Source organism: Saccharothrix sabaoui, assembly GCF_051756985.1.
GTDB lineage: Bacteria > Actinomycetota > Actinomycetes > Mycobacteriales > Pseudonocardiaceae > Actinosynnema.
In genome coordinates this window covers 14158-27411 of sequence record NZ_JBPKJK010000054.1, presented here as the reverse complement: position 1 = coordinate 27411, position 13254 = coordinate 14158, and the positions used below count along the sequence as shown (strand labels likewise).

General features: G+C 72.7%; 14 protein-coding genes. 1 reads left to right on the top strand and 13 read right to left on the bottom strand.

The window, feature by feature from the left end; translation table 11 throughout:
• Positions 1-62 precede the first annotated feature (62 nt).
• The 13 genes from ACR807_RS18755 to ACR807_RS18695 all read right to left on the bottom strand — a co-directional run bounded on the left by ACR807_RS18755 (position 63) and on the right by ACR807_RS18695 (position 11704).
• On the bottom strand, positions 63-266 hold the full coding sequence (locus ACR807_RS18755) for an acyl-CoA carboxylase epsilon subunit (protein WP_438922633.1): 204 nt from the start codon (positions 264-266) through the stop codon (positions 63-65).
• Positions 263-1849, bottom strand: a complete 1587-nt coding sequence (locus ACR807_RS18750) for an acyl-CoA carboxylase subunit beta (protein ID WP_438922632.1) — start codon at positions 1847-1849, stop codon at positions 263-265. The genes ACR807_RS18755 and ACR807_RS18750 overlap by 4 nt, the downstream gene beginning before the upstream one ends.
• Positions 1846-3393, bottom strand: coding sequence for an FAD-binding oxidoreductase (locus tag ACR807_RS18745; RefSeq protein ID WP_438922631.1), 1548 nt, complete (start codon positions 3391-3393; stop codon positions 1846-1848). The genes ACR807_RS18750 and ACR807_RS18745 overlap by 4 nt, the downstream gene beginning before the upstream one ends.
• A gap of 80 nt (positions 3394-3473) precedes the next feature.
• Positions 3474-4178, bottom strand: a complete 705-nt coding sequence (locus ACR807_RS18740) for an SDR family oxidoreductase (protein ID WP_438922630.1) — start codon at positions 4176-4178, stop codon at positions 3474-3476.
• Entirely contained in the window at positions 4175-4882 is a 708-nt protein-coding gene (locus ACR807_RS18735) for an HAD family hydrolase (RefSeq protein WP_438922629.1), read from the bottom strand. Before ACR807_RS18735 ends, ACR807_RS18740 begins: the two co-directional genes overlap by 4 nt.
• A gap of 30 nt (positions 4883-4912) precedes the next feature.
• The gene (locus tag ACR807_RS18730) at positions 4913-6148 is read right to left on the bottom strand and encodes a beta-ketoacyl-[acyl-carrier-protein] synthase family protein (RefSeq protein ID WP_438922628.1); all 1236 of its coding nucleotides are present in this window, start codon (positions 6146-6148) and stop codon (positions 4913-4915) included.
• Positions 6148-6387 carry an acyl carrier protein gene (locus tag ACR807_RS18725; RefSeq protein ID WP_438922627.1) on the bottom strand — a complete coding sequence of 80 codons (240 nt, stop codon included), beginning with the start codon at positions 6385-6387 and terminating at the stop codon, positions 6148-6150. The genes ACR807_RS18730 and ACR807_RS18725 overlap by 1 nt, the downstream gene beginning before the upstream one ends.
• A gap of 40 nt (positions 6388-6427) precedes the next feature.
• A complete protein-coding gene (locus ACR807_RS18720; protein WP_438922626.1) occupies positions 6428-7426 on the bottom strand; it encodes a beta-ketoacyl-ACP synthase III in 999 nt (332 codons plus the stop codon).
• Positions 7423-8346 carry an AfsA-related hotdog domain-containing protein gene (locus ACR807_RS18715; protein ID WP_438922625.1) on the bottom strand — a complete coding sequence of 308 codons (924 nt, stop codon included), beginning with the start codon at positions 8344-8346 and terminating at the stop codon, positions 7423-7425. Before ACR807_RS18715 ends, ACR807_RS18720 begins: the two co-directional genes overlap by 4 nt.
• 231 nt (positions 8347-8577) lie before the next feature.
• On the bottom strand, positions 8578-9540 hold the full coding sequence (locus ACR807_RS18710) for a cyclase family protein (RefSeq protein WP_438922624.1): 963 nt from the start codon (positions 9538-9540) through the stop codon (positions 8578-8580).
• 24 nt (positions 9541-9564) lie between these two features.
• On the bottom strand, positions 9565-10572 hold the full coding sequence (locus ACR807_RS18705) for a dihydrodipicolinate synthase family protein (RefSeq protein WP_438922623.1): 1008 nt from the start codon (positions 10570-10572) through the stop codon (positions 9565-9567).
• A 27-nt stretch (positions 10573-10599) separates the two neighbouring features.
• Positions 10600-11010 carry a GlcG/HbpS family heme-binding protein gene (locus ACR807_RS18700; protein ID WP_438922622.1) on the bottom strand — a complete coding sequence of 137 codons (411 nt, stop codon included), beginning with the start codon at positions 11008-11010 and terminating at the stop codon, positions 10600-10602.
• Between the two features lie 70 nt (positions 11011-11080).
• On the bottom strand, positions 11081-11704 hold the full coding sequence (locus ACR807_RS18695) for a TetR/AcrR family transcriptional regulator (protein WP_438922621.1): 624 nt from the start codon (positions 11702-11704) through the stop codon (positions 11081-11083).
• A gap of 64 nt (positions 11705-11768) precedes the next feature.
• On the opposite strand from ACR807_RS18695, the gene ACR807_RS18690 reads away from it, so the two are divergent.
• Entirely contained in the window at positions 11769-12953 is a 1185-nt protein-coding gene (locus tag ACR807_RS18690; RefSeq protein ID WP_438922620.1) for an MFS transporter, read from the top strand.
• The last annotated feature ends 301 nt before the right edge of the window (positions 12954-13254 follow it).

Genomic DNA, 13254 nt, shown 5'->3' with positions numbered 1-13254 from the left:
GTCCTCCTGCTCTGTCACCCGGGTGACGTGTCCTCGACATGAGGAAGTTTCGCGTGCCTCGTTCAGCCCACCTCCGTCCGCCAGGCCGGCCCGGCGCCGGCGGGCCCACCCGCCGCGAAGCGGGGTGTGCGCCACCAGGTCGCGGCCCGCCGCGGCGGTGGTGGCACGGCGCGGTCCGCCAGGGCGAGCACGGCGACGACCACCGCGGCCAACTCCTCGGGGCTCGGCTCGCCGCGCACCAGCCGGATCGACGGTTCCTCCCTCATTGCGGCGGGTTCCCGTGCTTGCGGCTGGGCAGTACGACGTGCTTGGCGCGCAGCGTGGCCAGGGCGTCGACCAGCCGGAGCCGGGTCTCGGCCGGGTCGATCACGTCGTCGACCAGGCCGCGCTCGGCCGCGTAGTACGGGTGCACCAGCTGGGACCGGTACTCCTCGACCAGCCGGGCGCGGACGGCGGCCGGGTCGTCGGCCTCCGCGATCTCCCGCCGGAAGATCACGTTCGCGGCCGCCTCCGGACCCATCACCGCGATCTCGTTCCCGGGCCAGGCGAACGACAGGTCCGCGCCGATGGACCGCGAGTCCATCACGATGTACGCGCCGCCGTAGGCCTTGCGCAGCACGACCTGGACCCTCGGCACCGTGGCGTTGCAGTAGGCGTACAGCAGCTTGGCGCCGTGCCGGATGATGCCGCCGTGCTCCTGCGCCGTGCCCGGCAGGAAACCGGGCACGTCCACCAGCGTGACCAGGGGGATGTTGAACGCGTCGCACACCTGGACGAACCGGGCGGCCTTCTCCGACGCGGCGATGTCCAGGACGCCCGCCAGCGACGCGGGCTGGTTCGCGACCACCCCGAGGACGTGGCCGTCGAGCCTGGCCAGCGCGCACACGACGTTGGCGCCCCACCGGTCGTGGACCTCCAGGAACTCGCCGTCGTCGACGATCTCGGCGATGACGGCACGCATGTCGTAGGCGCGCTGGGGGTCGGCCGGCACGATGTCGAACAGCCGTTCGGTACGCCGGTCGGCCGGGTCGGTGGACAGGCGCTCGGGCGGCGCCTCCCGGTTGTTGGCGGGCAGCAGGGACAGCAGGTAGCGGACGTCGACCAGGCAGCTCTCCTCGTCGTCGTGCACGAACCCGGCCACGCCGGAATGCACGCCGTGCGCGTCCGCGCCCCCGAGCGCGTCGTGGCTGATGTCCTCGCCGGTGACGGTGCGCACCACGTCCGGGCCCGTGATGAACATCTGCGAGGTGCCGCGGACCATGAACACGAAGTCGGTCAGCGCCGGGCTGTAGGCCGCGCCGCCCGCGCACGGCCCGAGCACCACGCTGATCTGCGGGATCACCCCGGAGTTGCGGACGTTGCGGGCGAAGATCCCGCCGTACCCGGCGAGGGCTGTCACCCCCTCCTGGATGCGGGCGCCCGCCCCGTCGCAGAGCCCGACGACCGGCACGCCGGCGAGCTCGGCGAGGTCCATGACCTTGTGGATCTTCTCCGCGTGGCTCTCGCCGAGCGCGCCGCCGAAGAGCCGGAAGTCGTGGGCGTAGGCGAACACCCGGCGTCCGTCCACCAGGCCCCACCCCGTGATGACGCCGTCGGTGTGCGGCCGGTTGGCCTCCAGGCCGAAGCCGGTCGCCCGGTGCCTGCGGAACGGCTCGACCTCGGTGAACGTTCCCTCGTCGAACAGCAGGCGGAGCCGTTGACGCGCGGTGAGCTTGCCCTTGGCGTGCTGCCGCGCGGTCGCCGAGGCGTCACCGCGGGCGATGCGCTCCTTGAGCCGGGCCAGCTCCTCGGCCCGTCCGCGCAGCGACGTCGCCGGGGCCTCCTCATGCCGCACCGATCGCACGGTCATGACGGCAGCTCGACGGACTGGGCGTGGTGGAACACGTTCCGCGGGTCCCAGCGGGACTTCACCCTGCGCAGCCGCGGGTAGTTGTCCTTGTAGTACAGGTGGCTCCACGGCACGCCGGACGTGTTGAACGCCGGGTCGCCGATGTCGCTGTCCGGGTAGTTCACGTAGCACCCGTCGGTGACGTCGTCCGGCACGGGCACGCCGCCGGTGGCCGCGAACAGCTCGCCGTAGAGCGCCCTCGTCCAGGCCAGGTTCTCCGCGTCGCCCGAAGGCTCCGTCCAGAACGTCTGGAGGAGCATCTTGAAGATCGTCCCGCGGTGCGCGCTCGCGGTCGCGTCCGGTGCGACGGCCGCGATCTTCCCGCCGTACGGGTGCAGCACCACCTGGGCGTTGCGGTTGGTGTAGTCCGTCGTGGTCAGGTACTTGTGCAGGGTGGCGACCTGCTCGTCGGGGAAGCGCCGCAGCAGGCACGCCGACTTGTGGTCGCCGCGCAACGTGGTGTTGGTCAGCGTGGAGACGCTGGTGCCCAGCATGCGCGTCGTCCGCAGCCACGGCAGCCGCCGCGGCACGGGGACGGCGCCCGCCGCGCTCACCCCGGTCAGCAGCGCGGTCAGGTAGTCGGCGTGCAGCCGCTCGGCGCCGGGCACGGTGGCGTCCGACTGGGTGATGAGCGTGATGGCGCCGCTCGCCCGGTGGTTCAGGATCAGGTAGCCCGCGAGCGTGGCGGCGGGCGAGTCGGGCGCGCTGTTCGCCTCGTACCACGCGCCGTGGTTGCCGACGAGCCGGGCGAAGTCCGCCTGGGTCACCCGGTCCCAGGGCAGCGAGACCGAGCTGAGCAGCACCTCGGCGGGCGGCTTGGGCAGTGCGGTCGCGGGGTCGTCGCCCGAGCGGCCGGGCGAGCGGAACCAGTAGCGGGTGACGACCCCGAAGTTGCCGCCACCGCCACCGGTGTGCGCCCACCACAGCTCGCGGTTCGGGTCGCCCGGCTCGCGGGTGGCGACCACGAGCCTCGTGCGCCCGTGCCGGTCCACGACGACGACCTCGACGGCGTAGAGGTGGTCGACGGTGAGGCCGTTGCGGCGACTCAGCAGGCCGAAGCCGCCACCCGCGATGTGCCCGCCCACCCCGACCGAGTAGCAGAACCCGGCGGGCAGCACGACACCGTGAGCCAGGTACAGGTGCTCGTAGACGTCCAGCAGGATGGCGCCGGCTTCCACCGCGTAGGCGCCGCGGCGGTCGTCCCAGTAGACCTTGTTCATGTTCTGGAGGTCGATGATGACCTCCACGTCCGGGCTGGACACGAAGTCCTCGTAGCAGTGCCCTCCCCCGCGGACGGTGACCCTCTTGCCGGCGGTGACCGCCTCCTGGACCGCGTCGACCACCTGGGCCGGGGTGGTCACGAGCCGGATGTAGTCCGGTCGGGCCACCCATCTCTGGTTCATGCCGGTGACGAGTTCGCCGTAGCGCGGGTCCCCCGGCTTGACCGTGGTCCCGCGCCGTCCGGCGGAGTCCGGCATCGACACCTCGGACATCGTCTCGGTCATCGTCTTCCCCCTTTGTCGTGCTGCGTGTTCGATTCCCCACCCGCCGGCCCGGGGCCCTCCCACCCCGGTCCGGCGCGGTCTCACTGGCCCATGCCCAGGCCGCCGCTGACCGGGATCACCGCCCCGGTGATGTAGCTCGCCTCGGCGCCCGCCAAGAACCGCACCGCCGCGGCCACCTCGTCCGCGGTGCCCGGCCGGCCCATCGGGGTCATGGCCATCAGCATGTCCATCCGCTTCACCGACAACCCCCTGGTCATGTCGGTGTCGATGATCCCCGGCGCCACGAGGTTCACCGTGATGCCGCGTCCGCCGAGCTCCCACACCAGGGACCGGGTCAGGCCGAGCAGCCCGGACTTGGTCGCCGCGTAGTTGGTCTGCCCCGGCGAGCCGAGGAACCCGAGCACCGAGGACAGCACGACGACCCGCCCCCTCCTGGCGGGGATCATGCTGCGGACCGCGGCACGCACGGTGGCGAACACGCCGGTCAGGTTGGTGCGCAGGACCGAGTCGAACTGCTCGGCGGACATCCGGAGCATGGGCACGTCCAGGGTGGTGCCCGCGTTGGCGACCACCACCTCGACCGGTCCGTGCACGGCCTCCGCGTCCTCCAGCGCGCGCTCGACCTCGCCCGGTGCGGTGACGTCCGCCCTCACGCCGAGCAGGTCTTCGGGCGGTTCACCCGAGCGGTAGGTCACCGCCACCCGGTCGCCCGCGGCGGCGAGCGAGCGCGCCACGGCCAGCCCGATCCCCCGGTTGCCGCCGGTGACGAAGACCGACCGGCTCACGTCCGCCCACCCCACAGCGTGTCGTCGGCCAACTCCTGGTCGATCCGGACGAGCAGTTCCCGGTCGATCCGCTTGATGTCGTCGACCACGTGGCGCACGCCCGTGCGCGCCATCTCGGCGCGCTGGAAGTTGTGCGGCATCGAAGCCGGGACGCCGAGGAAACCGGCGCCGAGGGCCTTGGCCACCTCGGCGACGCGGTTGATGTCGTCGACGAACAGCACCTCGTCGTACTCGTAGCCGAAGACGTCCCGGGCGATCTCCTTCATGCCCGGTCGGAAGTCGTTGACGTCGACGTAGGGCACCTCGGCGTCGAAGTGCTCCCTCAGGTGGCCCAGGTACTTGTCGAAGGTGTACTCCCGGTTGCGGCCGCCGTAGCAGACCACGCGGACGCCGGTCTCGCTCAGCGTCGCCAACAGCTGCTCGGCGCCGTCGACCACTTCGACCTGGTGGGTCTTGAGGTACTCCTCGCGCTCTTCGAAGAACGCGGCGATGGTCTCCTTGCCGGACCAGGGCAGCTTGCACGCCAACGCCATGTTGTGCCCGGCGGCCAGTTGGGGCGAGCCCCAGACCGCGCGTTCCACCTCGGCGGTGTAGGTGCCGCCGTGCTTGGTGACGAACCGCTCGATCACCGGGCTGTAGGTGTCGTTGAGCAGCACGCCGTCGCTGTCCAGCGCCACGAGTCGGATCTTCCGCAGAACGCTCATCGGTTTCCTCCGGGGTGTCTGGTGGTGCGGTCAGGCCGTGGTGAGCACGAGTGCCGCGTTGTGCCCGCCGAAGCCGAAGGACGTGCTGACCGCGACGTCGACGGGCACGGCGCGCGGTGCACCGCTGACGACGTCGATGTCCAGCTCGGGGTCGAGCCGGGTGAGGTTCGCCGTCGGCGGCACGCGGTCGTGCTCGACGGCCAGCGCGGTGTACGCCGCCTCGATGGCGCCCGCCGCGCCCAGCGCGTGCCCGGTGACCCCCTTGGTGGAGGTCACCGCGGGGCGTCCGCCCAGCACCCGGCGGAGCATCCGTCCCTCGATGACGTCGTTCATGGGCGTCGCGGTGCCGTGCGCGTTCACGTGGTCGACGTCGGACGGCGCCACGCCCGCGTCCGCGAGCGCCGCGCGCAACGCCCGTTCGGTGCCCCGACCTTCGGGGTCGGGCGCGGTCGGGTGGTGCGCGTCCGTGGTCGACCCGTAGCCCCTGATCACGGCGTGGACGTGCGCGCCGCGGGCCCGGGCCTCCTCGACCCGTTCGAGCACCAGGACGCCCGCGCCCTCGGCGGCCACGAACCCGTCGCGTTCCGCGTCGAACGGCCGGCACGCGCGGTGCGGTGCGCCGACCCGCCGGGAGAGCGCGCCCATCTTGGCCAGCCCGGCGATCACGACCGGCGTCAGCGCGGACTCCGTGCCGCCCGCCAGGACCACGTCGCAGGCGCCCGACCGCAGCAGGTCACGGGCGATGCCGAGCGCGGTGGCGCCGGACGCGCAGGCGGTCGCGGTGACCAGGCTCGGGCCCTTGGCCCCGAGGTCGATGGCGACGTACCCGGCGACCATGTTGACCATGTACATGGGCACGGTCAGCGGCGACACCCCGGCGGGCCCGTCGGCCACCAGGGCGTCGTGCTGCCGTTCGAGCGTGCCGGCGCCGCCCAGCGAGTTGCCCAGGACAACGCCGACCCGACCCCCGTCCCACCCGTCGCCGTCCCAGCCCGCGGCCGTGCGCGCCTGCCGCGCGGCCACGACCGCGAGCTGCACGAACCGCTCCAGCACGCGGGCCTTCAGGCCGCCGAGCAGGCGCCCCGGGTCGAAATCCGGCACACGGCAGGTGAAGTCGACCGGGCCGCCCGCGAGGGCGTGGTCCGGCTCGGCCCGGGACACACCCTCGTGCAGGCACGCCCAGTTCTCCGCGGCGCCGGAACCGGCCGGGGTGACGAGCCCCATCCCGGTGATCGCGGCGCCGAACGATTCACTCCTCCGGTCCATCAGGCCACGGCGCCCTTCGCCGCGGCCATTTCGGCCAGGTCCCGGATCGTCATGTCGTCGGCGAGCTCGTCGTCGGCGATGGCGATGCCGAACCTCTTGCCCACCACGAGCCCGAACTCGATCAGCACGAGCGAGTCGAACTCCAGGCTTTCGAAAGTCGTCTCCGGCGTCGCCGCCGTGCGGTCGACGCTGAACTGCTCGACCAGCACGTCGACGATCCCTTCTTCGATCGCGCTCACATTTCCCCCCTGTCCAGTACGAACTTCCGGTCGCGGTCGATCACGTCACCGTCACCCGAGGCCAGGTCAGCGACACCGCACCCCAGGTCAGCCCCCCGCCGAAACCGGCGAGCACCACGCGGTGGCCCTCGCGCAGGCCTCCGTCCGCCGCGCCGTCCACCATCGCCAGCGGTATCGACGCGGCCACCGTGTTGCCGACCCGGTCGATGTTCGACACGAACGACGAGGCGGGCAGGCCGAGCCGGTCCGCCACCGCGGCGAGGATGCGCGAGTTGGCCTGGTGCAGCACGACCCGGTCCACCTCCGGCAGGGACCAGCCCGCCCGGTCCGCGGATGTCCGCACGGAGTCGGACATGCGCAGCACCGCCTCGTGGAAGACCGCCCGCCCGTGCATCGTGAAGTACAGCTCCTCCGGCCGGACCGGCCCGAGTGAACGGCGCCGCGAACCGCCGCCGGGTATCGAGATCAGCTCGCTGCGGCTGCCGTCGCTGCCGAGCGTCACCCCGCGCAGCACGCCCGGCTCGTCGTCGTCCCCCGCCCGCAGCAGCACCGACCCCGCACCGTCGCCGAAGACCGTGCGGGTGGTGCGGTCGCCCGGGTCGAGGATCGTGGAGAAGGTGTCGGCGCCGATCACCAGCACGGTGTCCGCGTACCGCGCCGCGATCAGCCCGGCGGCCGTCGCCAGCGCGTAGACGAACCCGGTGCAGACCGCGGCCACGTCGAACGCGGGCACGCCGTCCAGGCCGAGCCTGCTGGCCACCTCGGGCGCGGTCGCCGGGCAGAGGCGGTCGGGTGTGCTGGTCGCCACGACCACCGCGTCGGCGTGGTCCACGCCCGCCGACTCGAGGGCCCGGCGGCCCGCCTCGACGGCCAGGTCCCCGGTCGACTCGCCCGGGAGGATCACGTGCCGCTGCCCGATCCCGGTCCGGCTGCGAATCCACTCGTCGTCGGTGTCGAGCACCTCGGCGAGCTCGTGGTTGGTGACCACGGTCCGCGGCAGCAGGCCGCCCAGCCCGACGAGCACGGCGGCCCGGCTCACGGCCGCATCTCCTCGGCCAGCTCGACCGAGACCCGGCAGATCCGCTTCCCGCCCTGGTGGAACACCACCTCGGTCCAGCCGCCCTCCCGCGGCACCGCGGTCAGCGTGATCGGCGCGTCCAGCTCGGCGTAGGCGGAGAAGGACGCGTCCATGCCCACCATGCGCCCACAGCCCGCCGCGGTGGCGACCGCGAGCTGCCGGGCCGCTTCGACGAGCACCATTCCCGGGACGTGGTCCTGGGGGTGGTCGAAGAAGCTGATGTTGTCCACCGGTACGCGCAGCACCGCGCCCACCCCGCCCGCCCGGGTCTGCAGGTCGAGCAGGAGCGTGTCGTCCCGGTTGGTCCGGCCCGCCAAGGCGGGCTCGACGAGCCGCCCGGTGCTCACCGGCGGCTGCGTCCGGGAGGACGGCAACGGGCCGGTGCGCCCCTTCCCGCGCATGACCAGGTAGGCGTCCCGGGCGACGTAGCCGACCTGCATCCTGACCTCGCCGAGCCGGACGCCCGACACCCACATCCCGAACTCGTAGGTGAGCCCGCGCAACGTGCCCGCGACCAGGTACGGGTCGCGGGTGCGCGCCGTCATCACCAGGTCGAGCGGGCCCGGGCCCGGGCTCGGCGCGTCCGGCACGAGCGCCATGGTCCAGTTGCGCAGCACGAAGCTCGTGCCCTGCTCGATGCCGTGCACCAGGTGTGCGGCGCACGTCTCGGCCTGCCGGCAGCACTCCAGCAGCACCATGGCGTCCGGGAACCGGGACGAGCCGGTGAGGCCCGTGTAGTGCGGGTGCGCGACGGGGAGTTGCGCCGCGGCGGCGAACTCGTCCTCCGCGACCTCCCGGACGTCGGTCAGGAACACCTCGCTGAGGTTCCGGCGGTGTACCAGCGCGCGGTCGACCGTGCGCGCGAAAGAGAGCCCGTCCACGAATTCCGACAATCCTGGACCGTTGTTCAGCACTGACACTTGAACCATCCCCCCGTGCAATGAACAAAGGAACACCCGATGCGCCGCGTGCGGCGACCCCCGTCCCGACACGCAGAATGCAAAGAACTTTCGGATGCCCATCCCCTGCGGTCGAGTGTACCGAAATGATTCGCACCCGACCCGCGTTCTCCGAAACCCGAGATTATTCGACGCGACCGGACCACACGCCGATCACTTCACCGCGATCGGGTTCGCGGGCGCACCCACCGCGCCGGTGAAGGGCAGGGGCGCGGCGGTGAGGAAGAACTCGTACACGCCGTCCCGGGCGCAGTCCTCGGCCAACTCGTCGAGCTCGAACATCTCGCCGAGCACGACCCCGGCGTTCACCAGCAGCACCAGGTGCAGCGGCTGGAAGATCTCCGCGGTCTCGTTGGGCCGGACCTCGACGCCCCAGGTGTCCGAGGCCACCGCCGCGACCTCCCGCTCGCACACGAACCGCGCGCTGGACAACGCGAGCCCCGGCGCGGCGCCACCGGCGTAGTCACCCCAGCCGCGCGACCGCGCGTGACCGAGGTGACCGGTGCGGACGAGCAGGATGTCGCCCCGACCGACGGTCACGCCCTGGTGCCTCGCGCAAGCTTCGAGCTCGTGGTCGTGCACGGCCTCACCCGGTGCCAGCACGGGCACCCCGCGGAACCGGGCGACGTCCAACAACACGCCCCGGCCCGTGAGGCCCGCGCTCATGCGCTCCACGCCGCACTTGGCGGCGCCCGAACTGGTCACCTCGGCGAGCCCGTAGCCGTTGTACATCCGGTCGTCGTAGAAGATGTGGCTGAAGGCGTCCCAGTGCGTGGCGCACTGCAGGGGCATGCTCACCGCGTCGTCCGTGTACCGCAGCCCCGGCAGGTGATCCTGCGCGCCGAGGGCGATGTCGCCGCCGTCCTGCACCATGTGGTGCACCGGGTTCCCTCGCCCGTAGGCGCCGGTCTGCGGACCCCGCGCGTCCAACGGCATCGCGAGCGAGATGACGCGCCCACGCCGGACCAGCGCCGCGGCACCGACCACCGCCTCGGCGTCGATGAAGTTCAGCGCGCCGAGCTCGTCGTCCGGCCCCCACCGCCCCCAGCGGCGGTACCGCTCTGCGAGTGCCTCGACCCGCTGTCCGTCCCAGGCCTCAACGCCGGTACCGGTCATGTGTTCCCCCCTTGTCCCGCCCGGTCAGGGCGGCGCTTGTCCCGTCCGGTCCCGCGGCGCGTCCCCGCCTCCGTCCGATCGCACCCCGTCCGTCCCCACGAACGGGTCCCACCCGTGCGGCTCCTGATCCAGCACCCCTTCCGCGGCCAGAGCGGCGGCCAGGGCGTCCTTCTCACCGGCGGTGAGTTCCGGTATCGGCAGCCGGGTGGGGCCGCACGGTCGTCCCATGATCTCCGCGGCGGCCTTGAGCCCGGCCGGGTAACCGGGCACGAGCAGCGAGAGCAATCGCGCCGCACGCGCCTGGAGCACCCCCGCGCGCTCGTGGTCGCCGGCGACCGTGGCCTCCCACAGCCCGGTGACCAGCCTCGGGGCGATGACCGCGCAGATCGAGAAGCACCCGGCCCCACCCAGCACGTGCTGCGGCAACGCGTACTCCACACCACCCAGCACCGAGAAGTCCGAGCGAACCCCTCGCACCACTCGGACGTACTCGGCGAAAGCCCCCATCAGACCGCTTGCCTCCTTGAGCCCGAGGAAGTGCTCGTGGCGTCGGGCCAGCTCGGCGACCAGTCCCGGCGACAGCGGAGGCCCCATGGACGGCGCCGGTGAATAGGCCAGCACCGCGATGTCGACCGCACGGGCGACCGCGTCGAAGTGGTCCAGCAGGCCGCGATCCCCCGGCAGCCAGTGGTACGGCGCGGTCACGACGACCGCCGACGCGCCGACCGACTCGGCGTGCCGCGCCAGTTCGACGGTGTGCGCCGTACCGGCACAGCTCACGTGCACCGCGACCGGCGCCCGCCCGGCCGCCGCCTCGACGGTCAGCGCCGTGACGCGCCTGCGCTCGGCGAAGGACAGGTTCAACGACTCGCCGACGTGCATGAGCGCGCACAGTGCGGGCACCTTCGAGCCGAGCAGGAAGTCCACCTGCGCGGCGTGCGTCTCCGCGTCGACACCCCCGAGGGCGTCATAGGGCGTGAGCAAGCACCCTATGACGCCCTCCCAGCGGCCGGCATTACCGAACAGCCCCATGTTCGGCCCCTCCCCCTGCCGCCGGCCTCAGCCGGCGACCGGCGCGCCCACGACCGACTCGGCTACCGCGCAGTCCTGCTCCACGGTGCCGCCGGACACCCCCACGGCGCCGATCACCTCGCCCGAATCGTCGGTGATCGGCATCCCCCCGCCGAAGGTCACCAGCCCCGCGTTGCTGTGCTCGATGCCGTAGACCGGCCCCCCCGGTTGGGAGATCTCCCCGATGCCGCTCGACGGCATCCGGAAGTACACGGCCGTCTTCGCCTTCTTCAACGCGAGGTCGATCGAACCGAGCCACGCGAGGTCCATCCTGGAGAACTGCACCAGGTGTCCCCCGTTGTCCACGATCGCGATGTTCATGGCCACACCGAGTTCGCGCGATTTGGCGATTCCCTCGGCCACCCTGAAGGCGGCCTCGTCCTGCGTGATCGAGCCCATGAACGCTCCTTCTGCGATTTTCCCCGTTTTCTGGAGGTGAACCCAACTATGGGGCAGGGGGGTGCGCCGCTCAATGGGCGAGATCTTCCTGGGCGCCGGACTTCCCAGGATCAGCAGTACCAGGAACAGGCGCCTCCGGCGCGAGCGCCCGACGGGCGAACCGCACCAGGAACTCGCGCAGGCCGTCGTCGTCCGACCCGCCCGTGATCGCCCGGGTCAACTGCGGGGTCGCAACCGGCCACGCCGCCAGGGCGATGGTCACGACCAGCGCGAACGCGGCCGATCCGTTCGGCGCGATCCCCAGCGTCCGCGCCAGGGCGTGGGTCTTGCGGGCGTAGTGCTCCTCCCGTTCCCGCTCGTCCGGCAGCGGCGCGTCGCCGTAGTGCAGCGCCTCCCACAGCAGCAGGCGCAGCAGTTCCGGGTTCGCCCGGTGGAGGTCGTAGACCCGGCCGACGTACTCGCCGATGTCGCCGGAGGGCAGGTCGAGCGCCGCGGTGTGCTCGCGCAGCGCTTCCCGCACGACCGTCTCGAACAGCTGTTCCTTGCTGCCGAAGTGGCCGTAGATGCGCTCCTTGCTCACCCCGGCCTGCCGGGCGATGCGGTCCACCCTGGCACCGGCGATCCCCTGGTCGGCGAATTCGGCGCGGGCGGCGGCGATCAGTCTGGCCCGTGTGGCGGCGGCGTCCCTTGGCACCCGGTCACCATAATCCTCGCCGTTCCGCCCAACCAACCAGACGGTTGGTTGGTACGCTCGCCCCATGTCGGTGACACCGCCCGCGGGCGACGTCCAGGGCTTCCGCCCGACCGCCCGCACCACCGTGCTGCTGACCGCCGCGGGCATCCTGGTCGTCGGCCAGATGTACGTCGTCCTCCCGTTGCTCGCACCGATGAGCGGCGCGTTCGGCCTGCCCGTCGGCGATGCGACCTGGTTGGCCACCGGTTTCGGCGCGGCCTACGCGGCGGGCTTCCTGCTCGCCGGGCCGCTGGCCGACCGGTACGGACCGCGGCGGGTCATCGTGTGGGGCCTGTTGGCCACCTCGGTCACCACGGCCGCGGTCGCGGCCGCGGGCGACCTCGGGTCCGGCGTGGCACTGCGGGCCCTGCAGGGGTTCACCGCCGCGTCGTTCGCGCCGGCCGCCTTCTCCTACGTGACCAGCCGGATCGCACCGGAACGCCGCCCGCTCGTGCTGACCTGCGTGACGAGCGGCTTCCTGGCGGCCGCGGTGGTCATGCAGGTCGGCGCGCAGGCCGTGGAGGCGGCGGCGGGGTGGCGCGCGGTGTTCCTGGTGTCCGGACCGCTGCTCGCGCTGGCCGCCCTGCCCGCACACCGCGTACTCGGCGCGGACGAGCCCGGCAGGGCCACGTCCGTGCGCTCGGCGTTCGCCGCGATGCCGAGGCTGCTGGCCGATCCGCGACTGCTCGCGCTGTACGGCGCGACGGCCACCGTCCTCGGCGGGTTCGTCGCCGTCTACACCGCGGTGAGCGTCAGCGGCCCGCCCGGGATCGCGGGTGACCCCGGTGCGCTGTTGTGGCTGCGCGGCAGCGCGTTGCCGGCCATGATCGCCGTGCCGCTGCTCACCCCGGTCCTCGGCCTGCTGCCCCGGCACGTCCGCCTGTCCGGTGGCCTGGGCCTGGCGGCGGTGGCGGCCCTGGCCGGCTCCGCGGTGGGCGGTTCGGTGATCGCGCTGGCCTGCGTCCTGCTGCTGCTCGTCGGCGGTGTCGCGATCAGCGCGCCCGCGCTGGTGGAGGCGGTCGGCGCGCGGGGTGGGGCGAGCCGCGGCGCCGCGGTGGCCTTGTACGCCTGCGCCATGTTCATCGGCGCCAGCCTCGGCCCCCAACTGGTCAACGTGCTGCACGGCTGGGAGTTCGACGCGGTGGTCCGCGTGGTGGCCGTCGTGTTCGCGACCGGCGCCGTCCTGGGCCTCGCCGCCCGCCGACGCTGACCGGCAGCGGCGGAACCCGATCGTTCCGCGACCGCTGCCGGGTCCACCGCCTGGCCCACGACGCCGGAACCCGCAGGCCACCGGCTACCGCTACCCGCGCGAGGGCGTCGACGTCCTCGCCGACCGGGCACCCGAGCCGCACGACGTGCTCGAACGGCGCCACGACGAGGGCGTGACCCACGCGGAACCCCGTTGTGGGTGTCCGATGTGGAGCCCGGCTCCTGTCACGACCTGCGTGCGGCCCGCTCCACGTCGACAACCGCACGCACAACCGGTTCCCACGCGGCGTGCGCGTCCTGGG